Genomic DNA, 23,611 nt, shown 5'->3' with positions numbered 1-23,611 from the left:
GCCGCGGAGCAAGCCACTCCGCACTCGACTCAGCGGGACGCGGTCGCGCCCCGCCTGCGTGTGCTGTGGTCGTTCGCCCGGCCCCACCGAGCCGCCCTCGTACGAGGACTTTTACTGGCTCTGGTCGGTTCGGCGATGGGCCTTGCCACGCCGATGGTCACCAAGTGGGTGCTCGACGCGCTGGACGACTCGGCGTCGCTGACCGGCCCTGTCGTCGTCCTGCTGGTGCTGCTCGCGGTCGGCGGCGCCGTCGGGTACTGGCAGTGGTCCATGCTCGGCGCGCTGGGGGAGCGCGTGGTGCTGGAGGCCCGCGAGTCGATGGTGCGGCGTTTCCTGCGGGCCACGGTGCCCGCCGTCACCCGGCGCCCGACCGGCGAACTGGTCACCCGCGTCACCTCCGACACGGTGCTGCTGCGCGAGGCCGCCACCAATGTGCCGATCGGCCTGATCAACGGCACGATCATGCTGATGGGGACCCTGGTCCTGATGGGCGTACTCGACCTCGTACTGCTCGGCACGACCGTGGCGGCGGTCGCCGTGATCGCCGTACTGTTCGCGGTCCTCATGCCGGGGATCGCCACGGCACAGCAGCGGGCCCAGGAGCACATCGGGCGGCTCGGCGGCGTACTGGAGGGCACGCTGCGGGCCATCCGTACGGTGAAGGTGAGCCGCGCAGAGGAACGTACGGCCGAGCGGATCGTGGCCGACGCGCGCTCGTCGGCCGAGTACGGCGTACGCGCGGTCCGCCGCGAGGCGCTGGCCTGGACGATCTCGTGGTCGGGCATCCAGTTGGCGATCATCGCGATTCTGGCGGTGGGCGCCTGGCGGGTCGGCGAGGGGCAGCTGGAGGTGTCCAGCCTGATCGCTTTCCTGCTGTACGCGTTCGGCCTCATGGAACCCATCACCGAACTCAGCCAGAACCTCACCGCACTCCAGTCCGGCATCGCCGCCGCGGAACGCATCCGCGAGACGGACGACTTGCAGACCGAGAGCTTGCGGGCCGAGAGCTTGCGGGCCGAGAGCTTGCGGGCCGAGAGCTTGCGGGCCGAGAGCTTGCGGGCCGAGAGCTTGCGGGCCGAGAGCTTGCGGGCCGAGAGCCTGCGGACCGAGAGCCTGCGGACCGAGAGCCTGCGGACCGGGGATGTGCGGTCCTCCGGTCAGAGGCTTGGGGACGGTGACGACATCCCCGTACTGGAACTGAGGCAGGTCACCGCCGCCTACGGCCCCGACGTCGAGCCCGCTGTACGGGGCGTCGACCTGGCCGTCCCCCGACACGGGCACACCGCGATCGTCGGCCCCTCGGGCGCGGGCAAAACGACCCTCTTCTCCCTCATCCTGCGCTTCCTGGAACCGACGGGCGGCGAACTCCTCCTGGACGGCCGCCCGTACCGCGACCACACCCACGACGACATCCGGGCGCGACTGGCGTACGTCGAGCAGGACACCCCGATCGTCCCCGGCACGATCCGCGACAACCTGCTGCTCTCCCGCCCCGACGCGACGGACGACGAACTACGCCGGGTCCTGCACGACGTCCGCCTGGCCGAGAAGATCGACACCCTCGACGAGGGCCTCGACACCCTCTTGTCGTCCACGACCGTCTCGGGCGGCGAACGCCAGCGCATCGCCCTGGCCCGAGCCCTGCTCCGCACCCCCGACGTCCTCCTCCTGGACGAGGCAACCGCCCAACTCGACGGCCTCACCGAAGCCGCCGTCCACGACTGCATCCGCTCCCGCGCCGCCACGGGCGCCGTGGTCACGATCGCCCACCGCCTGTCGACCGTGATCGACGCGGACACCATCGTGGTGATGGAGGAGGGCCGAATCCGAACCCGAGGCACCCACGAGGACCTCCTGACGACGGACACCCTCTACCGCGACCTGGTAGAGGCCCTGCGCATCGCCGCGACCACGGCCGCGCGGTGAGCTACTCCTAGTCCGATGCTTAGTCCACCTGGTGATCGTGTGGAGAGGCGGCCATGGAAGCAGCACGGCAGTACAACGTTCATGAAGCAAAGACGCACTTCTCACGGATCCTGGAGCAGGTCGCGACCGGTGAGGAGATCGTGATCAGCAAGGCGGGGGAGCCGGTGGCCAAGGTGGTGCCGCTGCGCCCCAAGGTGAAGCGGACCGGCCGGGGCTCGCTTCGGGGGCAGATCCACATCCCCGATGACTTCGATGAACTGCCCGACGACATTGCCGACGCTTTCGGGATGCACTGATGCGACTGCTGCTCGACACCCATGTGGTCCTCTGGTGGCTGGACGACTCCCCTGAGTTGTTCCGGCGAGATCAAGGACCTGCTCGACCTGGCGTCGGCGGTCCGTTCGCCGTCGCGGCCGGCCGAACTAATCGCCGTCGTGGGCGAGTCCCGTACCGTCGTCGCCCAGAGTCGCCTTGTCCAGAGGTCGGCGGGGCCGCGGAACGGTGACCGGCGCGCCTGAGTCGGCGTCAGCGTCGGCGGGGAATGGCCGCGAGGGCGGCGTCGCCGGTGCCCCCGTCCACCTCCCCGGCCGATGTCCCGGACGTCTCGGCCGCGACCGGCTGCCGCCGCGGAAGGAACGAGGCGAGCAGGAACGCGAGAAGGGCCGCGCCGACACCGATCGCCAGGACCGCCTTGAAGCCGTCCTCGGAGGGGAGGGCGGTGGAGCCGAAGGTGGTGGTCATCTGCGCCAGGATGACGCCGGCGACCGCGCTGGCGACCGACGTACCGATGGACCGCATCAGGGTGTTGAGGCTGTTCGCGGCGCCCGTCTCGGACATCGGTACGGCGCTCATGATCAGCGCGGGCATCGAACCGTACGTGAAGCCGATACCGGCGCCGATGACGCAGGACACCAGGATGAAGTGCCAGACCTCGTCCATCAGCACGATGTTCAGCCCGTAGCCGCCGGCCACGATCAGGGAGCCGATCATCAGCGTCACCTTCGGGCCCTTGGCCTTGGAGACGGCCGCGGAGACCGGGGCCAGGGCCATCATCACCAGGCCAGACGGTGCCATGACCAGACCGGCGGCGAGCAGCGACTGACCCAGACCGTATCCGGTCGCCTCAGGCAACTGCAGGAGCTGCGGAATGACGAGGGACATCGCGAACATCGCGAAGCCGACGGCTATCGAGGCGAGGTTGGTGAACAGCACCTGACGACGCGCGGTGGTCCGCAGATCGACCAGCGGCTGCTTGGTACGCAGCTCGAAGACGCCCCACACCAGCAGGATCACGACAGCCGCACCGAACAGGCCGAGGATGGTGCCGCTGCCCCAGCCCCAGTCCCCACCCTTGGAGATCGCCAGCAGCAGGCACACCAGCCCCGCCGCCATCCCGACCGCACCGACCAGGTCGAACCGTCCTCCCGTGCGCACCTTGGACTCCGGTACGAGGGCCAGTACGAGCAACAGGGCGACGACACCCATGCCGGCCGAGGCCCAGAACAGTACGTGCCAGTCGAAGTTGTCGGCGATGAGCGCGGCGGCGGGCAGGCCGAGGGCGCCGCCGACGCCGAGGGAGGCGCTCATCAGCGCGGTGGCGGAGCCGAGCCGTTCGGCGGGCAGTTCGTCGCGCATGATGCTGATGCCGAGCGGGATGACACCGGCCGACAGACCCTGCAACGCGCGCCCCACGATCATCGGGGCCAGGGACTCGCTGAGCGCCGCCGTGACCGACCCCGCCACCAGCATCACCACGCTGACCAGCAGCATCCGGCGCTTGCCGTACATGTCGCCGAGCCGCCCCATCATCGGCGTCGCGACGGCGGCGGCGAGCAGGGTGGCGGTGACGGCCCAGGCGGTGTCGGACGCCGGGGCGTTCAGGAGGCTGGGCAGCTCCGGAACGATCGGAATGACAAGGGTCTGCATCAGCGAGACCACGATCCCGCCGAAGGCCAGCACCGCCACGACGACGTTCGGCCGCGGGGGCGCTGCCGCGCCGGGGGCGGCGGTGCGGGGTTGGGCGTGGGACATGGTCGGGCCTCCGGGTGAGCGGCGGTGCGGTCGGTATGCGCGGTTGGATAAAATGTAAGTACGTTGATTTAGTTAAGCAAGTTAAGGCGGGCTCGGGGCGGCGTGCTTGGCGAAGATTTGGGGCGGCGGGTGCCGGGGCCGGTGTCCCGGCACCGCATGAGAGCAGCGGGACCCGTAGCCGGATCCCGCTTCTCGTCTTCTCGGTCTATGTCTCGTCTACTCGTCTATGCGTGCCTGTCAGGCGGTCAGCAGTCGGGGATGCCCTCGCTCTTTTCGCCGCCCACCAGGTAGACGTTGCTGATGAACAGGCTGTCGCTGCCGCCCGGCTTCTCGACGAGCGTCCACCAACTGCTGGTCCCCTGGCCCGGTTCGGTGACCGTGTCGCCCTGCTTCTGGCAGAAGCCGACCAGCGTCTCTTGGGACACCTTCGCCGGCGAGGGCGAGTTGACGTAGGGCTCCACGTGCAGGCGGACGTTCGTCGCCCAGACGTAGACCTCCTTGGCCTCGGCGGACGCCGGCCGGGTGTCCGCGGCGATGGCCTGCGGGCCGGTCAGGGTCAGCGCCCCCGCGGCGGCGATCCCCGCCGTGACGGCGGCCTTGCGGCCGAGGGTTCCCTTGGTGCGTGCAGTGCGTGCAGTGCGTGCAGTGCGTGCAGTGCGTGCAGTGCGTGCAGTGCGTGCAGTGCGTGTCTTCAGGGTGCTCATCCCCCTTCGTTCTTGCTTCGTTCTTGCTTCGCTCTTCGCTTACATCCCGCATTCCGGAACGTTCGGCAGCTTGTTGTCCGGGTGATCGACGTAGTAGCTCGCCATCCAGCCGAGCATGTCGCCGCGCTCGACGAGCACCCACCACTCGTTGCCGCCCACGACCTGCCCCTGGTTCTGGCAGACCGCCTCGAACGGCTGGTTCGGCTGCAACTTCCCGACGACACGCGGGCAGTTGGCGGTCGACGGGTTGTTGTCGCAGGTGGCGACGTCGTTCGGGTTGTCACGGACGTTCACGTCCGTGGCCCAGACGGTGAAGGTGGCCTGGGCGCCCGTGTCGGCCGCGGCGGCGGGCCCTGCCGCGGCGACGGAACCGGCCAGGAGCGCAGCGCCGGCTGCCGCGCCGGCAAGTGCGGTACGTACCTTCATGTGCTTCTCCCCGTTGGTCGTTGACCGGGTGTGCCTTGCGCAGGGGACACGACGGGGGAGGACTTTCCGTATGACACGGGCGGTTGTGACCTGCGTCACCCATCCTGAGTTGACGTGCCTTGCAGGGCGGGCGCATAGGTGCGCCGATATGGCACCACGACCGCCTTCGGTCTCTCGCAACAACTAGCTTCTGGCGCAGGCGACTTGTTCTGCCGTAGCCGACAGCTTTTGGGCAGGTTGAGTTGCCCGGCACCCCCAAGAACCCCGGCAACGCGGCCCGACGTATCGCCCAGGCGGCCAGTCGCTGCCCCCTCCCGGACGGTGATCCACGCCGGACCGTGAGGCCTGTTGTCAATTGACAACAGGAGCTCGCTGCCCAAGACTGGCACTCTGGGGCGCCGAGTGTGGTGGGAGCGACGGCGATGGAATTCGAATTCAGCTTTATCGTCGACGGCATCTCGGTCGATGATGAAAGCGCGGTGAGTGCGCTATATGAGAATTATGACGCTCTTCTTCTGGCGCAGTCGGGGAGAGTGGTCCTTGTGGTTACCGGGGAAGGGCCTAATAGTGTCATTGCCGCCCACGGTCTGATCAATTCACTCAAGAATGACTTCCCGCAAATCTCCGTGTTGCGGATTGACGGCGATTTGGTTGGTGTGTCTGACATTGCGGCTCGGGTTGAGAGGACGCGTCAGAATGTTGATCAATGGGTCAGGGGTGTGCGGCATAAAGGCGATGGGTCGAGTTTTCCCGCAAGCGAAGGGGTTGTTGGGCGGTCCCTTGTTTGGCGCTGGGCGGAAGTGAATGAGTGGTTGGAAACTCAAGGGCTCGGTGACGGGGTTAACCGTCCAAAACGTGATGAAGCTCTGATGATCGACCTCCTTGTTTCTCAGTCGTTGCAGGCCATGCAGCAGGGTCGGCCTGCGCTCGAGGTTGTGGCTGAGCAGGACGAACGCGTCAATGACCGGATGGCCGTGATGCATCTCCTCGGTGAGGCGGTTCAGGACCGTGATTTCCTTGATCGGTTGCAGGCTTTGCCGCGAAAGGACAGTCACCGCCTCAAGGTGGTCTGCTCGGTTTTGCTTGATCCATTGAGTAAGGTGGTCGAGCAGCTTGGCCCTGAGGAGCTGTCCGGGGCTCTGGCTGCAATTTCGCCAGAGGGTGAGCTTCACCTGACGCCGATCGCCGCCACGCGGCTGCCTGGGACTGTTCCGATTCAAGAACTCGGGCTCGGTAAAAGCGCAACCGTGGGTGACCTCATCCTGCTGCAGAGAAATGGGCGTATTGATCGCGGAACGCCGCTTGCGCTGAGTTTCGCCTGACGGTGGGCCCGTCGGCACGATCACGGATTACTCGCGGAGTGCCGCCCGGTCCAGTCGGTGGCGGCCACCACTTCGCGGGCGATGTCCACGACAGACCGCCCGTCCGTCACCAACCGCACGGTGTCCGCGGGGGCCCGCTGGTCCAGCCGTCGCGCCTTGCGGGCACTGCCCGCCAGCTCGTGTTCCAGTTCCGAGCCCAGTTCCCGGCGTACCAGGCGCTCGCGGGTGGTGGCGTCGGAGGCGGTGAGGAGGACCCGTACGATCCGCACCCCCGGGCCCAAGGCGCGCTCGAACATCCCCGTCGACTCGGGCAGCACGCTCAGAGTGTTCGTATAGATCAGTCGGCGGTAGCCGCGCTGGGCGTAGTTCGCCCACACCGCAGTCAGATTGCTCTCCGTGATCTCCGAGCGGTGAGGGTCCCCCTCCGGGGCCGGATGTACCTGCCCCATGAAGTCACCGTCGATGACCGCATGTGGGACCACCGCAGCCCGCAGCAACGCAGAAACCTCCCACCCCACCGTCGTCTTGCCGACTCCGGCCCGCCCTCCGATGAGCAGTACTTCCGCGTGATCCATGCAGGCAGCGTGCCAGCGTGCACCTGTCTCACGCGATCCGATATCGACCGGCCCATGACCACAGGCGCCACCAGCGAGATCACGATCTACGAAGGCCCGTCGCTCCGATCGCGAGAACCGGGCGTGGCTCGGTGGATCCGTCCCCAGCCGCGCTCGACCGACTGGCGGCATCGGTCAGGTTCGTCTCCTGCGCTCGTGAACAGCGCGGTCAGCATGGGTGCGCCGTGCGTGAGTGCCTGGGGTGGCAGGGGGCCTGTGGCGATGAGGGAGGCTAGTCCGTGGCCGATGGTCCAGCTTTGTGTTGCCAGTTCCAGGGGGTCGATCTCGTCGCGGAAGCGGCTGTTCGTCTTGGCGCGGTTGACGGCGCGGACGAGGCCGTCGAGGGTTTCGTCCGCGGCGCCGGTGTCTTCGAGGTCGAAGCTCGCGTCGAACATGACGCGGTAGAGGTCGGGGTTCTCCAGGGCGTTGGTCAGGTAGGCGGCGCCCAGGGCGGCGAGGTCTCGTACCGGGTCCGGAGTCATTTTGACGGCTGCGAGTTGGGCGGCCAGGCGTGTAAAGCCTTCTTGCCGCAGTGCCTTCCACAGACCGTCCATGCCGCCGAAGTAGGTGTAGACGGCCATCGTTGACACGCCGGTTCCGGCGACCAGGGTGCGGAGGGTGACCGGTTGCCTCGTACGCAGCATGTGTGCGGCCCGGTCGAGCAGCAGGGAGCGGACCGCTGGGTCTTTCGTCCTCGCCATGGCTCCATATTACATAACGCTGCTATGTTTTCAGGGGTTGCTGATCCTGCGCCCCTGATGCCAAGAGGAAGAGGCCGATCATGTCCGTGACGCTGGTGAATCCCGAGGGGTTGCCGAAGCCCGAGGTCTACCGGCAGTTGTCGGTTGCCACCGGATCGAAGCTGGTGTTTCTGGCGGGGCAGGTTGCCCGCGACGCCGACGGGCGGCCCGTCGGTGACGGAGACTTCGCTGCTCAGGTCGAGCAGTGCTATCTCAATGTCGCCACCGCTCTGGCCGGGGTCGGCGGCTCCTTCGACGACGTGGCGAAGTTGACCATCTACGTCGTCGACTGGAGTCCCGAGAAGATGCCGCTGCTTGGTGAGGGCGTGGGCCGGGCCTCGGCGAAGCTCGGCATCGATCCCGTCAAGCCGATCACTCTGCTGGGCGTTGCGGCACTGGGCGAGCCGGACCTGCTGGTCGAGGTCGAAGCCACCGCGGTCATCGAATAGCCGTAACAGCGGTCAGAGCCGTATCGCTGCACGCAGGGGGCTGAGGGCCGGGGTCTGGTCATGCTGTGGGCCACAGGCGGTACACAGGGAAATCACAGGGGAACTCTGGTCGAGGGTGGGGCGTTCGAGCGGGCAGAGCGTTCTCAAGTGCTGTGTCAGTTTGATGAGTTGCTGAGGTCTTAGCGTTTCACCGCCGCTTTTATGGAGGTACGGAACCATGTCCCCGAACCAAGGCCGGGTGTCCCGGCGTGCCGTTCTCGGCGGGGCTGCCGCCGCTCTCACGCTGGCTGCTGGTGCCGGTACGGCCAGTGCCGCTGCCGGGGTCGTCAAGAGTGCGTGGCCGGACGAGTTTCCGTTGCCGGACGGGTGGTTGCCCGAGGGCATCACCATCGGGAGAAAGCCGTACGCCTATATGGGGTCCCGTGCGAACGGTGCCGTCTATCGCACCGATCTGCGGACCGGCAAGGGTGGTGTTCTGTTCGAGGGGGCTGCCGGTACGGCGTCCATCGGGCTGAAGCTGGACCATGACGGGCTGCTCTATCTCGCCGGAGGCGCCGGGGGCACCGCGCGCATCGTCGACTCGCGCAGCGGCAAGCTCAAGGCCACGTATCAACTGACCGACAGCGCCGCGCCGTTCGTCAACGACGTCATTCTGCTCGGCGATCGCGCCTGGTTCACCGACTCGCGTCAGGCCGTGCTGTACGGCGTACCCCGTGGCCGGGGTGGCGAGGTGCGCAGTCTGCCGCTCGGCGGGGACTGGGTGCAGTTGCCCGACGTGAACAACGCCAACGGCATCGTCGACACCCCTGACGGCCGGGGGCTGATCGTCGTCAAGAGCACGCCGGGAGAGCTCTACCACGTCCACATCAAGACCGGCGAGGCGAAGAAGATCGCGCTGAAGGGGCAGGCCGACGTCGCCAACGGCGACGGGCTGGTTCGTATAGGCCGCACCTTGTACGTCGTGCAGAACCGGCAGAACCTGATCAGTGTCTGGGACCTCGACGCGAAGGTCACCACGGCCACGTTGAAGCGGACGATCACCGATCCCCGGTTCGACGTGCCGGCCACGGCCGCTCGTTGGGGCGACCGGCTGTATCTCGTCAACGCGCGGTTCACCAGCCCTCAGACGCCGGAGACGACGTTCAACGGCGTTGCTGTGCCTGCCTAGGCGCTCCGCTGGAGATGCGGTGAGAAGCTGCGGGTCCGTCGTGGCTGGTCGCTCCCCCACTCTCGGCTCCGCTCGAGCGGGGGGACCCCCATCGCGGCGGAGCCGCACATTGATACAGCCCCGCGCCCCTGAAGGGGCGCGGTACCGCACCGGTCTTCGGCAAGCCGCCTAGCCGGACACGGGTGCTCAGGCTCGGTGGCGTACGTCCTCCAGGTACTGGAGGACCGCGGCGACGCGTCTGTCCACCTGGTCGGTGGGGGACAGGTCGAGCTTGGCGAAGATGCTGCGGATGTGTTTGTGGACGGCGCCGTCCGTGACGACCAGGCGTTCGGCAATGGCGGAGTTGCCCAGGCCCTCGGCCATGAGGGCCAGTACGTCGCGTTCGCGGGGGCTGAGGCGTTCCAGGCGGGAGTCGTGGCGGCTGCGGGTGAAGAGCTGGGCGACGACCTCGGGGTCGATGGCGGTGCCTCCGTCCGCCACCCGCCGCAGGGCGTCCAGGAATTCCTCGACCCGCCCGACTCGCTCTTTGAGGAGATAACCAAGGCCGGTTACGCCGCCGGTGAGCAGTTCGTGGGCGAAGCTCTGCTCGACGTATGCGGACAGGACGAGCACGGCCAGGTCCGGGCGGCGGCATCTGGCCTCGACGGCCGCGACGATGCCCTCGTCCGTGTGGGTCGGGGGCATCCGTACGTCGAGGATGGCGACGTCGGGCTTGTGTTCGTCGATGGCGTCGAGGATCCCGTCGGCCGTGCCGGCGGTGGCCACCACGTCCAGCGACTCCGCCCGCAGCAGCAGGGCGAGTCCTTCGCGCAGCAGGGGGTCGTCCTCGGCGATCACGATCCGCATGGGAGGTCCACCTCGAGGGTTGTGGGCCCGCCGGGCGGGCTGGTGAGGGTGAGGGTGCCGTCGTGGGCGGCGATGCGGCGGCGCATGCCGGTCAGGCCGGAGCCGCCGGTTTCGTCCGCGCCGCCCCGGCCGTCGTCCCTGATGCGCAGGTTCAGTCGGCCGTCGTGGCTGTGGACGGTGACGGTGGCGTGCTGGGCGTGGCTGTGTTTGGCGATGTTGGTGAGGGCTTCGGCCACGATGAAGTAGGCGGTCGCCTCGACGGAGACCGCGCATCTCGCGGGTGTGTCGACGTCGACGCGGCAGGGCACCGGGCAGTCCGCGGCAAGACCGTTCAGCGCGCCTTCGAGTCCGCGGTCGTCCAGGACCGGCGGCAGGATGCTCCGGGACACCGAGCGCAGTTCGGCCAGCGCGCCCTCGGCGGCGCTCTGCGCGCGTTCGAGGATTTCGTCGGCGCCGGCAGGGTCGCGGGCCACCATACGGCGGGCGGCGCCGAGCAGGACGGTGACGTTGACGAGCCGGTTCTGGGTGCCGTCGTGCAACGAGCGCTCGATACGGCGCAGTTCGGTGGCGTGGGCGTCGAGGGCGGCGGCCCGGGTGGCGGTCAGCTCGGCGACCCGTAGCGACAGGTCGGCGTCGGGTCCTGCCGACAGCAACCGGCGCCCCGGCAGCGCCTGCAGCTGTGCCATGCCTGGCCCGAGCCCCACCATGATGGCGATCCAGGCCAGGCCCAGCGGGGTCACGGCGAGGGCCTCCCCCAAGGTCTGCGCGTTGCCCAAACCGATGGACGTGCTGTTGGCGTCCTCAGGCGCGAACGGCCACAGCAGCGGGAACGCGGTGTCGCGGATCGCGACGAGCGGCAACAGCACGCCGATCAGGCCAAGGAGCAGCCCCAGTGTCGCGTGCGTGGCCAGCCAGCCCAGCTCCCGCCGGGTGCCGGGGTCGGCAAGGGCCGGGCGCAGCTCGGTCGGTGCGGTTCCCGGGCTGATCAGCTCCGGGCCCCAACGGGTGAGCCGGTCACGTTCGCGGTCGGCGACGGCGTGCAGGGCGCGCAGGGCGGCGGGCGCCATCAGCAGCCCCACCCCGACCAGGGAGGCCACGGCGCTGACGGTCACCAGGAGGAGGACGGCCAGCGCCAGGACGGCGGTGCCGAATCCGCCGGCGAGCTTTTCGAGCGCCATGAGGGCGGCGCCGGCCGACCGGACAACGATGTCCCGGATACGGGCCTTTGGGGTGCCGTCAGATACGTACTGCTGGCTCGGCATGGGCTCCTCCTAGGGCAACGACCATAGGCGGCCGATCAGTCGGCCGTCAGCTCGAGGCGAGGGAAGTCGCGGAAAGTACAGCAGGCTGTACCTCGAACCGGGCGGCAGGCGGGCTCGGCCGTGAGGGGTCGCGATTCATAGCGTCGGTGACGACAACGCAACCGGCCGCAGACCTCCGCGGCGACCAGGAACAGGAGCCCGAAAATGACCGACCCCTACCGCCTCACCACCGCCTCCGGGACGTACGCCAACCAGTCCGGCAACACGTCCGCGAGCCCGTCCGTCGACCACAACGCCGAGACCATCGGCGGGCCGGTCCCCGCCTCCCAGCCGCGCCCCGCCGTCGAGGCGCACCCCGCCGCCGAGCCGCTCACCGTCGTCACCGGGAGCGGAATCGCACGCGTCCTTCTCTGGGTGCTGCTGGTGATCAGCGCGATCGGCAACATGGTGGTCACTTACGCCGCCCTCGGCACCCCGGCCCACCTCGCCTGCGGTTCCGTCACCGCCCTCTGCCTGATCGCGCTGGTCGTTCAGCGCCTGCGGGGTCGTCGATGAGCAAACTCGTCAAGGGAGGTGAGGCCACTTCGGCGGCCCCGGCCTCGGAGCACACTCCCGCCATCGCGCTCGCGCACCTCGGCAAGACGTATCCAGGGGGCGTACGGGCCCTCGACGACGTGTCGCTGACCGTCGAACGCGGCACCTTTCTCGCCGTGATGGGCCCGTCCGGGTCCGGCAAGAGCACGCTGATGCACTGCGCGGCGGGTCTGGACGCCCCGACCGTCGGCAGTGTCCGTATCGACGGTTACGAGATCGCCGGCCTGAACGAGACCCGCCGGACCGAACTGCGCCGTGAGCGCATCGGCTTCGTCTTCCAGTCGTACAACCTGGTGCCCTCGCTCAGCGTCGCCGACAACATCACGCTGCCGCTGCGTCTCGCGGGCCGGGCCCCGGACCACGAGTGGCTGCGGACGCTGATCCAACGCGTCGGTCTTGCCGACCGGCTGACGCACCGGCCCGCCGAACTGTCCGGCGGGCAGCAGCAACGGGTCGCGATCGTACGGGCGTTGGCGGCCAAGCCCGCCGTCGTGTTCGCCGACGAGCCGACCGGGGCGCTGGATCTGCGCAGCGCCCACGAGGTCCTGCATCTGCTGCGTGACCTCGTCGACGAGCTGCGCCAGACGGTGGTCATGGTCACCCACGACCCTGCCGCGGCCGCCCAGGCGCACCAGGCCGTGGTGATGGCCGACGGGCGGGTCGTGGACACGCTGCACACGCCCACCGCCGGCGAGCTGGCCGCCCGTCTCGTCGCATTGGGAGAGGGCTGAGGAACATGCTGCAGCTCGCGGTGCGTAGGGCTCCGGACGCGGCGCGCAGGGCTCCGCAACGGATCGCCGGGTTGCCGGCGGCGGCGTGGGCGGTGCTGGGTGGGGCGGGGTTGAGCCCCGATGCCGGGGTGGTGGCCGGGGCCGGGTTGGGGCCGTATGTGTCGGCCGGTCGGCTTGGCACGAGGGGAGAGGGCTGAGGGCCATGTGGTACTTCGCGGTGCGCAGGGCTCCGCACGGGATCGCCGGGGCGCCGGCGGCGGCGTGGCCGGTGCTGGGCGGGGCGGGGTTGGTCGTCGGGGCTGGGGTGGTGACCGGGGTCGGCCCGGGGTCGTTTGTGTCGGCCGGTCGGCTCGGCATGCTGGAGGGCTGAGGGGCATGTGGTACTTCGCGGTGCGGATGGCCCGGCATCGAGTCGCCGCGTTGGTGGCGGTGGCGTGTGCGGTGCTCGGCGGTGCGGTGCTCGTTACCGGGACCGGAGTGCTGGCCGAGTCCGGTCTGCGGTCGCAGTTGCCGGCCGGGCGGCTCGCCGGGGCGGACGTCGTGGTGTCGGCGGATCAGACCTTCCGGCCGGGCGGGGATCTGCCGATCGCGTTGCCGGAGCGGGGGACGGTTCCGGCCCAAGTAGCTGACCGGCTGGGCGAGTTGCCCGGGGTTACGGACGTGATCCGCGACGTCAGCTTCCCCGCGGCGCTCGTCGACGGGGACGGTGGGGTCGTACCGGGTGAGGATCCGAAGACGGCCGGGCACGGCTGGTCCTCCATCGGGATGCTTCGGGATGCGCCGGTCGACGGCCGGAAGCCGGACGGTTCCGGTGAGGTCGCCGTGGACCGTGACATGGCCGCCGCCGCGGGGGTGCGGGCGGGCGACCGGGTCGAGGTCGTCGCGGCCGGGCGGGACGCCACCGAGTACCGCGTCTCCGGAGTCGTCGACGCGCCCGGAGCCGGTGTCTTCTTCGCCGACGCGACGGCCGAGCGGCTGGCCGGGCGCGACAGCGGAGCCCGCGCCGGGACCGTAGACCTGATCGGGCTGCGTACCGAGACCGGCGCCGCGGACTCCGTCGCCACGGCCGTCCGCGACCAACTGCGCGACACCGAGCTCGTGGTGGCCACCGGCGAAGACCGGGGCGACCTCGCCGCGCCCGACGCCGTGGCCTCGCGCACCCTCCTCATCCTGCTCGCCGGCTCGCTCGCCGGGATCGTCGTGCTGATCACCGGATTCGTCATGGCCGGCGCGCTGGGCGTCGCGATCGCCGGACAGCGCCGCGAACTGGCCCTCATGCGGGCCGTCGGCGCCACTCCGAAACAGATCCGCCGGCTCGCCGCGTCCCAGGCCACGGTGATCGCGGCCGTGGCGCTCGTGCCGGGGGCCGCCCTCGGCTATCTGCTGGCCGGACAGTTCCGGCAACAGCTCGTCGAACGCGGCGTGCTCCCCGACGCCCTGCCCCTGACCTTCAGCCCGCTGCCCGCGCTCGCCACCGCACTCCTGCTGGCCGCCGCCGTCCAGCTGTCCGCGCGGGGCGCCGCCTGGCGTACGTCGCGGCTGCCGGCCACGGAGGCGGTCGCCGAGTCGCGCAGCGAACCCCGTGAGCCGTCCCGCATCCGGACCCGTGGCGGACTGCTGCTCATCCTCGCCGCGACGACCCTGTCGGTCGTACCACTGCTGTCGCGGACCGTGCTCGGCGCGGCCGCGACCTCCATCGCCGGCGTCATCGGCGCGATCGGCCTCGCGCTGGTAGGCCCCGCCCTAGTCAAGCGCGTCGGCGACACTCTTGCGCGGCGCCTGCGGCCGGGTATCGACGCGCCGACCTGGCTGGCCGTGGCCAACGTCCGCGGTTACGCCCTGCGCATCGCGGGCATCGTCAGCACCCTCGCGATGGCGGTCGTGTTCGTCCTGACGTACACCCTCGCCCAGACGACCGTGATGACGGCCACCTCGGACGACGTCCGCACGGGCACCCTCGCCCAGCAGCGACTGACCGCACCGGCCCTCGGCGCACTGCCCGAGGGCACGCTCGACGCGGTACGGGAGACCTCCGGCGTACGGGCGGCGGCGCCCGTCGGCAGTACGACCGTGGTCTGGCCCTACAAGCTTCTCGGCGAGGACGAGGTGGAGGCCTCCTCCGGGATGATCCTCACTCCGGACGCGTGGAGTGTCCTGGACCTGGACGTACGGTTCGGCAGCCTGGCCGGGCTCAGCGGCGACACCGTCGCGGTCAGCAGCGACGTCGCCCGTTCCCGTGGCGCCGGACTGGGCAAGCGGGTCGGCCTGATCCTCGGCGACGGCACCCGCGTGAAGGCCCAGGTCGTCGCCATCTACGACCGCGGCCTCGGCTTCGGCCCGGTCGCGCTCTCCCGGGACCTCGCCGCGGGCCACACCACGACGGGCCTCGACGAGAGCATCCTCGTCCGCACGGACGGTACGGATTCGGCGCAGCGTGAGCTCACGGCGCTTGCCGGGTCCCGGCCGGGCCTGACGCTCGAGCCCACCGACACCGGAACCGGCGGCGGTCTGAGCGACGCCCCGCCCGAGGTGTGGGTCAACCTCGCCACCATCGTCGTCCTCCTCGGCTACCTCCTCCTCAGCATCGCCAACAAGCTCGTCGCCACCACCGTCCAGCGCCGCGCCGAGATCGCCACCCTCCGCCTGAACGGCACCACCCCGCGGCAGATCCGCGTCATGATGCGCCGCGAAGCCGCCGTGATCGGCGCCGCCGCCCTCACCGCGGGCCTGGCCCTGGCCGCGATCCCGCTCACCCTCCTGGGCATCGGCTTCCTGCACCGCCCCTGGCCCGCGGGCCCGGTCTGGCTGCTGCCCGCCACGGCGCTCACGATCATCAGCCTCGCCTTCGTCACCATCGAGCTGCCCACCCGGCGGGCCCTGCGCACGGCTCCCGCCGAAGCACTCGCGGGCCGTGAATAGACCATGAATAGTCCGGCCGTGGATGCCTACTCTGAAGGTGTGGCTCGTTCCAACGACGAGGTCGCCGCCCTCTTTCAGGAGTACGCGGACCTGATCTCGATCACCGGAGGAGACGCGTACCGCACGCGCGTCTACGAGAAGGCCGCGCGCTCGATCGGCGGCTACCACGCCGACGTGTCCACCCTTGACCTCAAGGGCCTCCAGGAGATCCCCAACGTCGGCAAGTCCACCGCCGAGAAGATCCTCGAGTACTTCCGCAGCGGCCGCGTCTCCGCCGTCGAGGAACTGCGCTCGCGGATCCCCGCCGGGGTCCGGCGGCTGACGGAGATCCCCATGCTCGGCCCGAAGAAGGCCTGTGTCCTGTACGAGGAGCTGGGGATCTCCTCCGTCGAGGAGCTGGCCGACGCCATCCACGAGGAACGGCTGCGCGACCTGAAGGGCTTCGGGCCGAAGACGGAGGAGAACATCCTCCACGGCATCGAACTTCTCCAGTCCTCCGGCGACCGCGTTCTGCTCGACGTCGCCATGGACGTCGCCGACGACATCGTCGCCGAGCTGTCCGCCATCACCGGCTGCCGGCGCTGCACGTACGCCGGCTCGCTGCGCCGCTTCCGCGAGACGATCGGCGACATCGACGTACTCGCCGCGGCGGACAGTTCGGCGCGGCTGATGCGGGCGTTCACCGAGCTGCCGTACGTCTCCGAAGTCATCGCGCACGGCGAGAAGAAGACGTCGATCCGCACCACCAAGGGCCTGTCCGTGGACCTGCGCGTCGTACCGCCGGACTCGTGGGGAGCGGCCCTGCAGTACTTCACCGGCTCGAAGGCGCACAACATCCGCACCCGCGAACGGGCCGTGCACCACAAGCTCAAGCTCTCCGAGTACGGGCTGTTCGACGCCGAGAGCGGCGAGAAGATCGTCTCCGAGACCGAGGAGGAGGTGTACGCCCGGCTCGGCCTGCCCTGGATCCCGCCGACGCTGCGTGAGGACCGCGGCGAGATCGAGGCGGGGCTCCACGGTGAACTGCCCGACCTGGTCGAGGAGTCGGACATCAAGGGCGACCTGCACACCCACACCGACCTCACCGACGGACTCGCCCCGCTGGAGGAGATGATCGAGGCAGCGGCCGGGCGTGGTTACGCGTATTTCGCGATCACCGACCACGGTCCGAACCTGTACATGCAGCGGATGACCGACGAACGGATGCTGGCCCAGCGGGAGCGCGTACGGGCCCTGGACGGCACGTATCGCACCCGTGGCCGACGCGGGGGACTGCGCCTCCTGCACGGAGCCGAGTTGAACATCGACCCCGAGGGAGACGTGGACTGGCCCGCGGAGTTCCTCTCCGGCTTCGACCTGTGCGTGGCCTCCGTGCACTCGCACTTCAACCAGGGGCGCGAGGCGCTGACCCGACGCCTCGTCCGGGCCTGCGAGAACCCGTACGTCAACATCATCGGGCACCCCACGACCCGCATCATCGGGAAGCGGCCGGGGGTCGACGCCGACCTCGACGCGGTTTTCGCCGCCTGTGCGCGCACGGGTACGGCCCTGGAGATCAACGCCCATCCGGACCGGCTCGACCTGCGGGACGAGGACATCCTGCGGGCGCGGCGGCATGGCGTGAAGTTCGCCGTGGACAGCGACGCACATGCCGCTCTCCACCTGGCCAACATGCGTTATGGCGTGGGCACGGCGCAGCGGGGCTGGCTCACCAAGGACGACGTGATCAACACGTGGCCGGAGGCGCGGTTGCGGCGGTTCTTGCGCAAGGAGGCGGCTGGGCGCTGAGGCGGCTGGGCGCTGAGGTGGCGGGGCGCTGAGCTGGTCGCGGATGCCTTGCGGCGCCGCTTGGGCGGAGTGCCCCCGGCTTGGGGGTAGTGCCAGCCCTACCTTCGGTTCGGGAGTGGGCGTCATCGTGCTTGTGGGCTGGTGGCGGCAGGGTTGGAGCAGTTGATCCCAGAGGTTCAACGCTCCCGTCCGCCGGAAGGAAACCGCTATGAACGCGGCCGATATACGCACGAGTTCGGCCGCGCCCGTATCGCCGGTTTCGTCGGTGTCGCCTGTGTCGCCGGTACGCCCCGGCCCTCTCGCTTCTTTCGCCCGCTTCGTCTTGTGCGGTGGCGGGATCGGGGTCCTCTCCAGTGGTGCCGTCGGACTGCTGGCCGAGCTGATGCCGTGGGCGCTGGCGAACGCCCTGGTCACCGTCGGCTCCACGCTCCTGTGCACGGAGTTGCACGCGCGGTTCACCTTCGGGGGCCGGCGGCGTGCCGGATGGCGTCAGCACTGGCAGTCCGCGGGATCGGCGACGGCCGCCTATCTGGTGACCTGTGCGGCGATGTTCGCTCTCCACACGGTGCAGTCTTCGCCCGGGGTGGTGACCGAGCAGGCCGTGTATCTCGGCGCCTCCGGGCTCGCCGGTATCGGGCGCTTCCTGGTGCTGCGGCTGTACGTCTTCGCCGCCTCAGCCCGTCGTGGTGAAGCCGTCCCTGACCTTGTCGAAGACGGGGCGGAAGGTCGTCCACTGGGCGTCCGGGGCCGAGAGGTAGATGTCGTACTCCTTGGCGCCCTCCCGGCCGTAGCCGAGGTCGATGGCGCGGAAGGCTCGGGCGCGGCCCTGGAAGGTGAACTCCCAGATCGCTGCGGGCTCTCCCCGGAACGTCGTCTTCTGCATGCGCAGCTTCCGGTACGACGTCGGGTAGTTGACCTTGGTGTTGGCCTCGATGGTCTTGAAGTGCTCGACGGGGTGCGAGCCGGCGGGGTCCACGACGCCGAACGTGATCTCGGCCTTCTTGGTCGGGTCGATGTAGGTGACCCCCTCGGGGGTCGTCTTGTTGAGCTTCCAGCCGTCCGGGATGGGGAAGGAGACGCCGTGGCGCTCGTCGCGGACCACGTGGTAGCCCTCGGGCACGGGCGGCGGCTTGTACGGCGGTGCGCTGGTCGTACCGGGGCTCGGCGTGGCGTCGTCGGTCGCCCCGCCCTCGTACGCCGTCACGTAGAGCGTGCCTGCGACGGCCGCGCCCGCCACCGTCGCGCCCACGGTGCTCCAGAGCAGGGCGCGGCGCTTGCGTCCGCGGCCCCGGTCCTCGCCCCGGCTCCGGTTCCGGCCGCGGCCGTCTCCGCCGTCCTCGGTCCTGGTGGGCACGCGCGGCGCGTCCGTCGCCCCTGACGCGTCCGACGCCCGGCCCCGACCGGCCGCCGAGCTCGTCGCCGAACCGGTCGCGGAGCCCGTGACCGACCCCGACCCCGACCCCGTCCGCGTGCCCGTACCCGCGAACGCATGCACCTCCGTCGGCTCCCCCGCCCGTACGGTCCGCAGCGCCCGCTCCGTCTGTTCCGCCGTAGGCCGCTCGTCCGGGTCCTTGACCAGCAAGGCCTCGATCAGCGGCTCCAGCGGACCGGCCTGCGTCATCGGGCCCAGGGGGTCGGTGGCGATGGCGTACGCCGTCTCCATCGCCGTGTCCTTGCGGAACGGTGGCCGTCCCTCCAGCGCCTGGTGGAGCGTGGCGCCCAGCGCCCACAGGTCCGAGGCCGGTCCGGGGGTGTGGCCCCGCATCCGCTCGGGCGCCATGTAGTCGATCGAGCCGACCATCTCGCCGGTCTTCGTCAGCGTCGAGGTGCCGTCCGTCATGGCGATGCCGAAGTCGGTGAGGACCACGCGGTCGTCGTGGGCGAGCAGTACGTTGCCGGGCTTGACGTCGCGGTGCAGCACTCCGGCGGCGTGGGCGGCGCGCAGGGCGGCGATCATGCCGAGACCGATCCGGGCCGCCTCCTCGGGCGTCAGGGTCCGGTCGTCCTTGAGCAGGTCACCGAGGGTGACCGAGGGCACGTACTCCATGACGATGCAGGGCAGGCCGTCGTCGTCCACGACGTCGTGTACGACGACCACGTTGGGGTGGGTGATACGGGCCGCGCTGCGCGCCTCGCGCCGCATGCGCTCGTACAGCGTGGCGAGCTCGTCGTCGGACAGGTGGTGGTGTGCGTGCAGTCGCTTCAGCGCGATCTGGCGGCCCAGGACCTCGTCCTCGGCGCGCCATACCGTGCCCATGCCGCCCCGGCCGATCCGTTCGGCCAGCCGGTAGCGCCCGGCGATGAGCCGTCCCTCGTCCGACACGTCCCAGCCTCCGCCAACCTTGCTCACGTACATCACGTACATCACGTTCGATTTGCTTCGCCACGATAACCGTCGCGCATGACGCGGCCACGACCTCGAGCACGTGGTCAACAGCACATGAACCCCGGGGCGTCCGCGGCCGTCCGGCCCCCTGCGGTCACCGTAAGTGAGGGCCGTCGGCGCGAGCCTCGGCCGAATGGCCGAGGAGCTGACGCGTGAAGCCCGACGGCTTCTGACCGTTCGGCTGAGGCGCGCGCCCGGGCCCGCGGGCGAGAGTGGAGCCACTTCCTCCCCACGGCCAGCAGGGACCAGCCCCCGGCCAACTGGGGCTCCATTCCTCTGAGTTCAGGAGTACGTCATGCAGCGCAAGGCCCTCGTCAGCCTCGTCGGTGGGGCGGCCGCCGTGGTCGCCGTCGGCGGTATCGGCACCTATCTGCTGGCCGGCACCGAGTCCACCACCGCTCTCGACCACCCCACGATGGAAGCGAAGGTGAACGGTCACAAGGCGCTGTCCGGCACCATCGTCGGCGCCCGCACCGAGAACAAGTACCACCCGCTGCCCTGGGTCGGCGGCGACGTGTCCGGGGTGAGCTGCCCGGACCTGAAAGCCGTGACCGGCACCAAGGTGACCTGCACCGGCAAGGGCGAAGACGGCAAGAAGGTGTCCATTCCCGTGTCCGTGGTGAAGGCGTCGGACTCGTCCGTCACCTGGAAGTTCGAGCGCTGAGAAGCCGGCCCCGGGGGATGACCGATCACGCACCCCGATCACGCACCCCGATCACGCACCCGATCACGCATCCGAGAGGGCTGACGCATCATGAGCACCGTCCTGGCCGGTTACGGCCTCATCAAGAAGTACGGCTCCACCATGGCCCTCGCGGGCGTGGACGTGGAGGTCCGCGAGCGTGACTCCCTGGCGATCATGGGGCCGTCGGGTTCCGGTAAGTCGACGCTCCTGCATGTCCTCGCCGGGGTCATCCGCCCCGACGGCGGCCGGGTGATGTTGGGCGACGAGCGCATCGACAACCTCGGCGAGAACCGGCTCAGCGCCCTGCGCCGTAAGCGCTTCGGCTTCGTCTTCCAGTTCGGCCAACTGCTGCCGGAGCTACCCGCCGAGGAGAACGTCGCGCTGCCGCTGATGCTGGAGGGTGTCCCCCGTAAGGCGGCCGTCGAGCGGGCCCGTCGCTGGTTCGCGCCGCTCGGGCTCGAGGGCCTGGAGCGCCGGCGCCCCGGTCAGCTTTCTGGCGGCCAGGCGCAGCGCGTCGCCATCGCCCGCGCGCTCGTCGTCGAACCGGACGTGGTCTTCGCCGACGAGCCGACCGGCGCCCTGGACCAGAACACCAGCACCGAGGTCATCCAGCTCCTCACCTCCGTGACCCGCGCCCAGGGCGCCGCCCTGGTGATGGTCACGCACGATGCGGACGTCGCCGCCCACTGCCACCGGATCCTCCAGGTACGGGACGGCCGGATCAGCAACTACAGCCAGTACACGGTGGCTTGACCGCCCAGCCCACCCCAGGGGACCGCGAGTAGCCGGTCGCCCGCCGATGCCACCCTCCTGGAGACCCCATGCGTTCCCCCGTTCTGCCCCTGACCTGGCATCTTGCCCGGGCGTCCGGTCGTCGTGGCCTGCAGAGCCAGTTGCTGGCCGCTGTGGTCGCCGCCGTCAGCGCGTTTGTGCTGTTGATGATGATCGCCGTCAGCCTCGGTTCCGGCGAGCGTGCCGACCGCACTGACTGGCGTACGCCCGACGCCGTACCGGCGAAGCAGGCCACCGCCGTCCAGGCGCTCGCCACGACGTACGTACGCCACAAGCCCGTCACCGTCGTCTCGTTGGCTCAGCTGCCCGACCGCAAGGCCACGCCCGCCCCGCCCGGCCTGAGCAGCTTCCCGAAGCGGGGCGAGGTGTACGTATCCCCGGCGCTGGCCGAGCTGATGCGCGAGCTGCCCGCGAACCAGCTGGCCGACCGGCTCCCGAAGCCCGCGTCGTACGGCACGCTCGGCGCGGCCGGACTCGCCTCCCCCGACGAACTCGTCGCCGTCGTGGGACGGGCATCGTCCGACGAGGCGGTGTCCAAGGCGGCCGAGGGCGGCAACTTCTTCGACGAGGGGCAGACCGAGCGCGCCGAGGTCGCAGGATTCACCTCCACCAGGGCGAGCCTGTTCACCTCCTTCGACCAGCAGATGGCCGTACTCGGCGTGGCCCTGCTGGTGATGCCCGTGATCGTGCTCGCCGCGGCGGCCGGACGGCTGGGCGCGGCCCGGCGTGAGCAGCGGCTCGCCGCACTGCGGCTGGCCGGGGCGACCCCGCGGCAGATCATCGCCATGACGGCCGCCGAGGCGGCGGCCGTGGGCGGGGCCGGAGCTCTGACCGGCGCCCTCGCGTACGTGGCGCTGCTGCCCGCGCTCGCCGAGATCCCGTACGGCGTCGGCGGCTGGTACACGGGTCAACTGTGGGTGGGGCTGCCCTGGTTCGCGGCCGTGGTGCTAGCGGTGACGGCGCTCATCACGGTCAGCGCGGTGACGATGCTGCGCCAGGTCGCCACCTCCCCGCTGGGCGTCGCCCAGCAGGCCAACCCGCGCCGCACCCGCATGATCCGGCTCGTACTGTTCGCCGGGACGCTGGGCTATGTCTTCCTCACCACAAAGGGCGGCCAGCTCGGTCCCCGCCAGATGCTCGCGCTGCTGGCGCTGTTCTACGGCGCGTTCTGGGTCTTCGGCCCCTGGGTCGTGGACCGGCTGGGCCGCGTTGTGGGCCGTTACGCCCGCCGCCCGGCGACCCTGCTGGCGGCCCGTCGGCTCAGCGACGACCCCGGCGGCGCCTGGCGCACCGTCAGCGGCCTGGTCCTGGCCGGCTTCGTCGCCGGGTTCTTCTCGGTCAGCCAGCTGCAGTTCGACGGCGGCCCCGACCGGCAGGGCCAGGTCGCGGTGCTGACCGCGGACTCCGCGGCCACCCAGCGCGCCGTCACCGAAGCCCGCACGCTGCTGCGCGAGGCGGGCGTCAAGGCCACGGTCACCGCCCCGTCCGAGGACGACTACCTCACCCTGCTGAGCGGCAGCCCGGGCCTGATCGCCCAGGTCTCGGGCGGCGAGGACCAACTCGACGCCGCCGCCACCGCGTTGACCCCCGTCGCGGCAGGCCGGCCGCCGTTCACCCAGGACTACGCCGGCGCCTTCGACAACGTCCCCGTGAACCGCATCGGCATGGTCAGCACCGCCACCCTGGCCATGAGCTTCCTGGTCGCCGCCGTCTCCGCCGGCCTGACCGCCGCCGCGAACGTCCTAGACCGCCGCCGCGTCTACGGCCTCCTGCGCCTGGCCGGCACCCCCCTCAAGCTCCTGGACCGCGCCCGCACCCGCGAAACGGCCCTCCCCCTGGCCGTCCTGGCCGGCGGCACCACCGGGATGGGCGTCTACGGCGCCTTCCAGTTCAACGAGGCATTCGGCAGCACGATCAACGCCTCCGGCGCCCTGCAACTGACCCTCTGCGTGACGGTAGGCACCCTCGCGATGCTCGCCACGATCGCCGCCAGCAGGCCACTGCTGCGCAGGGTCACGGCGAACCCGGCGCAGACGGCGGACTGAGGTGGATTGACGCAGGCTGACGCGGATCGATGACTGGCGGACGGTGAGGGCCCGTGCCCTCGCCGTCCGCCGCGCTTGTCGTCTCAACTCGGCGCTGCGCAACGGAAGTTGTTCGGGTTAGCCTCGGTAGGCCCGCGCCGCCCGCGGTACTGACCCGCCACGGGCGGCTGGACCGACGGGGAG

The 23,611-nt window shown here is 70.1% G+C and carries 21 protein-coding genes and 1 pseudogene; 14 read left to right on the top strand and 8 right to left on the bottom strand.

The genetic code is table 11. The features are described 5' to 3' along the window. Positions 1 to 54 precede the first annotated feature (54 nt). Both OHT21_RS22735 and OHT21_RS22730 read left to right on the top strand, forming a co-directional pair. Positions 55 to 1,926, top strand: coding sequence for an ABC transporter ATP-binding protein (locus OHT21_RS22735; RefSeq protein ID WP_443050652.1), 1,872 nt, complete (start codon positions 55 to 57; stop codon positions 1,924 to 1,926). 53 nt (positions 1,927 to 1,979) lie between these two features. Further along, positions 1,980 to 2,222 carry a type II toxin-antitoxin system Phd/YefM family antitoxin gene (locus OHT21_RS22730; RefSeq protein WP_187823539.1) on the top strand — a complete coding sequence of 81 codons (243 nt, stop codon included), beginning with the start codon at positions 1,980 to 1,982 and terminating at the stop codon, positions 2,220 to 2,222. Positions 2,223 to 2,451: 229 nt separating this feature from the next. On the opposite strand, the gene OHT21_RS22725 is transcribed toward OHT21_RS22730, so the two are convergent. The 3 genes from OHT21_RS22725 to OHT21_RS22715 all read right to left on the bottom strand — a co-directional run bounded on the left by OHT21_RS22725 (position 2,452) and on the right by OHT21_RS22715 (position 5,087). Next, positions 2,452 to 3,957: an MFS transporter gene (locus OHT21_RS22725; protein ID WP_328770194.1), complete on the bottom strand. Its 1,506-nt coding sequence runs from the start codon at positions 3,955 to 3,957 to the stop codon at positions 2,452 to 2,454. A 245-nt stretch (positions 3,958 to 4,202) separates the two neighbouring features. Continuing rightward, positions 4,203 to 4,661 carry a peptidase M23 gene (locus OHT21_RS22720; protein ID WP_328770193.1) on the bottom strand — a complete coding sequence of 153 codons (459 nt, stop codon included), beginning with the start codon at positions 4,659 to 4,661 and terminating at the stop codon, positions 4,203 to 4,205. A 39-nt stretch (positions 4,662 to 4,700) separates the two neighbouring features. Continuing rightward, a complete protein-coding gene (locus OHT21_RS22715; RefSeq protein WP_328770192.1) occupies positions 4,701 to 5,087 on the bottom strand; it encodes a hypothetical protein in 387 nt (128 codons plus the stop codon). A gap of 422 nt (positions 5,088 to 5,509) precedes the next feature. On the opposite strand from OHT21_RS22715, the gene OHT21_RS22710 reads away from it, so the two are divergent. Continuing rightward, positions 5,510 to 6,409 carry a helix-turn-helix transcriptional regulator gene (locus OHT21_RS22710; RefSeq protein WP_328770191.1) on the top strand — a complete coding sequence of 300 codons (900 nt, stop codon included), beginning with the start codon at positions 5,510 to 5,512 and terminating at the stop codon, positions 6,407 to 6,409. 20 nt (positions 6,410 to 6,429) lie between these two features. Here OHT21_RS22710 and OHT21_RS22705 read toward each other — a convergent pair whose 3' ends face one another. Beyond that, entirely contained in the window at positions 6,430 to 6,984 is a 555-nt protein-coding gene (locus tag OHT21_RS22705) for an AAA family ATPase (RefSeq protein WP_328770190.1), read from the bottom strand. An 86-nt stretch (positions 6,985 to 7,070) separates the two neighbouring features. After that, complete coding sequence (locus OHT21_RS22700; protein ID WP_328770189.1) at positions 7,071 to 7,724, bottom strand: TetR/AcrR family transcriptional regulator; 654 nt, start codon at positions 7,722 to 7,724, stop codon at positions 7,071 to 7,073. 80 nt (positions 7,725 to 7,804) lie between these two features. Here OHT21_RS22700 and OHT21_RS22695 point away from each other — a divergent pair, with 80 nt between their 5' ends. After that, positions 7,805 to 8,212 carry a RidA family protein gene (locus OHT21_RS22695; protein WP_328770188.1) on the top strand — a complete coding sequence of 136 codons (408 nt, stop codon included), beginning with the start codon at positions 7,805 to 7,807 and terminating at the stop codon, positions 8,210 to 8,212. Between the two features lie 217 nt (positions 8,213 to 8,429). Then, a complete protein-coding gene (locus tag OHT21_RS22690; RefSeq protein ID WP_328770187.1) occupies positions 8,430 to 9,380 on the top strand; it encodes an SMP-30/gluconolactonase/LRE family protein in 951 nt (316 codons plus the stop codon). Positions 9,381 to 9,566: 186 nt separating this feature from the next. Here the strand turns inward: OHT21_RS22690 and OHT21_RS22685 are convergent, their stop codons facing one another. Together OHT21_RS22685 and OHT21_RS22680 are read right to left on the bottom strand one after the other, a co-directional pair. Next, the gene (locus OHT21_RS22685) at positions 9,567 to 10,226 is read right to left on the bottom strand and encodes a response regulator transcription factor (protein WP_328770186.1); all 660 of its coding nucleotides are present in this window, start codon (positions 10,224 to 10,226) and stop codon (positions 9,567 to 9,569) included. Beyond that, positions 10,214 to 11,488 (bottom strand): sensor histidine kinase, encoded by a 1,275-nt coding sequence (locus OHT21_RS22680; RefSeq protein ID WP_328770185.1) that lies wholly within the window; start codon positions 11,486 to 11,488, stop codon positions 10,214 to 10,216. The genes OHT21_RS22685 and OHT21_RS22680 overlap by 13 nt, the downstream gene beginning before the upstream one ends. Before the next feature lie 204 nt (positions 11,489 to 11,692). Between OHT21_RS22680 and OHT21_RS22675 the strand changes: the two genes are divergently transcribed. From OHT21_RS22675 to OHT21_RS22650, 6 genes and pseudogenes are all read left to right on the top strand, one after another. Then, positions 11,693 to 12,043, top strand: coding sequence for a hypothetical protein (locus OHT21_RS22675; protein ID WP_328770184.1), 351 nt, complete (start codon positions 11,693 to 11,695; stop codon positions 12,041 to 12,043). Beyond that, the gene (locus OHT21_RS22670) at positions 12,040 to 12,813 is read left to right on the top strand and encodes an ABC transporter ATP-binding protein (protein WP_328770183.1); all 774 of its coding nucleotides are present in this window, start codon (positions 12,040 to 12,042) and stop codon (positions 12,811 to 12,813) included. The genes OHT21_RS22675 and OHT21_RS22670 overlap by 4 nt, the downstream gene beginning before the upstream one ends. 202 nt (positions 12,814 to 13,015) lie before the next feature. Further along, positions 13,016 to 13,183, top strand: a complete 168-nt coding sequence (locus OHT21_RS22665) for a hypothetical protein (protein ID WP_328770182.1) — start codon at positions 13,016 to 13,018, stop codon at positions 13,181 to 13,183. 5 nt (positions 13,184 to 13,188) lie between these two features. After that, complete coding sequence (locus OHT21_RS22660) at positions 13,189 to 15,732, top strand: ABC transporter permease (protein WP_328770181.1); 2,544 nt, start codon at positions 13,189 to 13,191, stop codon at positions 15,730 to 15,732. Positions 15,733 to 15,771: 39 nt separating this feature from the next. Further along, positions 15,772 to 17,520: a DNA polymerase/3'-5' exonuclease PolX gene (gene polX, locus OHT21_RS22655; protein WP_328770180.1), complete on the top strand. Its 1,749-nt coding sequence runs from the start codon at positions 15,772 to 15,774 to the stop codon at positions 17,518 to 17,520. Positions 17,521 to 17,785: 265 nt separating this feature from the next. Next, positions 17,786 to 18,196 (top strand): annotated as a pseudogene (locus OHT21_RS22650) (GtrA family protein); the annotation flags it as partial. Here the strand turns inward: OHT21_RS22650 and OHT21_RS22645 are convergent. Further along, entirely contained in the window at positions 18,194 to 19,843 is a 1,650-nt protein-coding gene (locus tag OHT21_RS22645) for a serine/threonine-protein kinase (RefSeq protein ID WP_328774182.1), read from the bottom strand. The pseudogene OHT21_RS22650 and the gene OHT21_RS22645 overlap by 3 nt on opposite strands. A gap of 358 nt (positions 19,844 to 20,201) precedes the next feature. Here OHT21_RS22645 and OHT21_RS22640 point away from each other — a divergent pair, with 358 nt between their 5' ends. The 3 genes from OHT21_RS22640 (at position 20,202) to OHT21_RS22630 (ending at position 23,428) form a co-directional block, all read left to right on the top strand. Then, positions 20,202 to 20,570, top strand: coding sequence for a hypothetical protein (locus OHT21_RS22640; protein WP_328770179.1), 369 nt, complete (start codon positions 20,202 to 20,204; stop codon positions 20,568 to 20,570). 90 nt (positions 20,571 to 20,660) lie between these two features. Next, complete coding sequence (locus OHT21_RS22635; protein WP_328770178.1) at positions 20,661 to 21,344, top strand: ABC transporter ATP-binding protein; 684 nt, start codon at positions 20,661 to 20,663, stop codon at positions 21,342 to 21,344. Positions 21,345 to 21,412: 68 nt separating this feature from the next. After that, entirely contained in the window at positions 21,413 to 23,428 is a 2,016-nt protein-coding gene (locus tag OHT21_RS22630) for an FtsX-like permease family protein (RefSeq protein ID WP_328770177.1), read from the top strand. Positions 23,429 to 23,611: the final 183 nt, after the last annotated feature.

It is taken from the genome of Streptomyces sp. NBC_00286 (assembly GCF_036173125.1).
Taxonomy (GTDB): Bacteria; Actinomycetota; Actinomycetes; order Streptomycetales; family Streptomycetaceae; genus Streptomyces.
This window is presented reverse-complemented; position numbering and strand designations above follow the sequence as displayed.

What these genes read in the sequence shown, in the direction of transcription:
- OHT21_RS22730 (WP_187823539.1), top strand. Translation starts at nt 1,980, where the DNA reads ATGGAAGCAGCACGGCAGTACAACGTTCATGAAGCAAAGACGCACTTC.
- OHT21_RS22725 (WP_328770194.1), bottom strand. Translation starts at nt 3,957, where the DNA reads ATGTCCCACGCCCAACCCCGCACCGCCGCCCCCGGCGCGGCAGCGCCC.
- OHT21_RS22720 (WP_328770193.1), bottom strand. Translation starts at nt 4,661, where the DNA reads ATGAGCACCCTGAAGACACGCACTGCACGCACTGCACGCACTGCACGC.
- OHT21_RS22715 (WP_328770192.1), bottom strand. Translation starts at nt 5,087, where the DNA reads ATGAAGGTACGTACCGCACTTGCCGGCGCGGCAGCCGGCGCTGCGCTC.
- OHT21_RS22710 (WP_328770191.1), top strand. Translation starts at nt 5,510, where the DNA reads ATGGAATTCGAATTCAGCTTTATCGTCGACGGCATCTCGGTCGATGAT.
- OHT21_RS22705 (WP_328770190.1), bottom strand. Translation starts at nt 6,984, where the DNA reads ATGGATCACGCGGAAGTACTGCTCATCGGAGGGCGGGCCGGAGTCGGC.
- OHT21_RS22700 (WP_328770189.1), bottom strand. Translation starts at nt 7,724, where the DNA reads ATGGCGAGGACGAAAGACCCAGCGGTCCGCTCCCTGCTGCTCGACCGG.
- OHT21_RS22695 (WP_328770188.1), top strand. Translation starts at nt 7,805, where the DNA reads ATGTCCGTGACGCTGGTGAATCCCGAGGGGTTGCCGAAGCCCGAGGTC.
- OHT21_RS22690 (WP_328770187.1), top strand. Translation starts at nt 8,430, where the DNA reads ATGTCCCCGAACCAAGGCCGGGTGTCCCGGCGTGCCGTTCTCGGCGGG.
- OHT21_RS22685 (WP_328770186.1), bottom strand. Translation starts at nt 10,226, where the DNA reads ATGCGGATCGTGATCGCCGAGGACGACCCCCTGCTGCGCGAAGGACTC.
- OHT21_RS22680 (WP_328770185.1), bottom strand. Translation starts at nt 11,488, where the DNA reads ATGCCGAGCCAGCAGTACGTATCTGACGGCACCCCAAAGGCCCGTATC.
- OHT21_RS22675 (WP_328770184.1), top strand. Translation starts at nt 11,693, where the DNA reads ATGACCGACCCCTACCGCCTCACCACCGCCTCCGGGACGTACGCCAAC.
- OHT21_RS22670 (WP_328770183.1), top strand. Translation starts at nt 12,040, where the DNA reads ATGAGCAAACTCGTCAAGGGAGGTGAGGCCACTTCGGCGGCCCCGGCC.
- OHT21_RS22665 (WP_328770182.1), top strand. Translation starts at nt 13,016, where the DNA reads ATGTGGTACTTCGCGGTGCGCAGGGCTCCGCACGGGATCGCCGGGGCG.
- OHT21_RS22660 (WP_328770181.1), top strand. Translation starts at nt 13,189, where the DNA reads ATGTGGTACTTCGCGGTGCGGATGGCCCGGCATCGAGTCGCCGCGTTG.
- OHT21_RS22640 (WP_328770179.1), top strand. Translation starts at nt 20,202, where the DNA reads ATGCAGCGCAAGGCCCTCGTCAGCCTCGTCGGTGGGGCGGCCGCCGTG.
- OHT21_RS22635 (WP_328770178.1), top strand. Translation starts at nt 20,661, where the DNA reads ATGAGCACCGTCCTGGCCGGTTACGGCCTCATCAAGAAGTACGGCTCC.
- OHT21_RS22630 (WP_328770177.1), top strand. Translation starts at nt 21,413, where the DNA reads ATGCGTTCCCCCGTTCTGCCCCTGACCTGGCATCTTGCCCGGGCGTCC.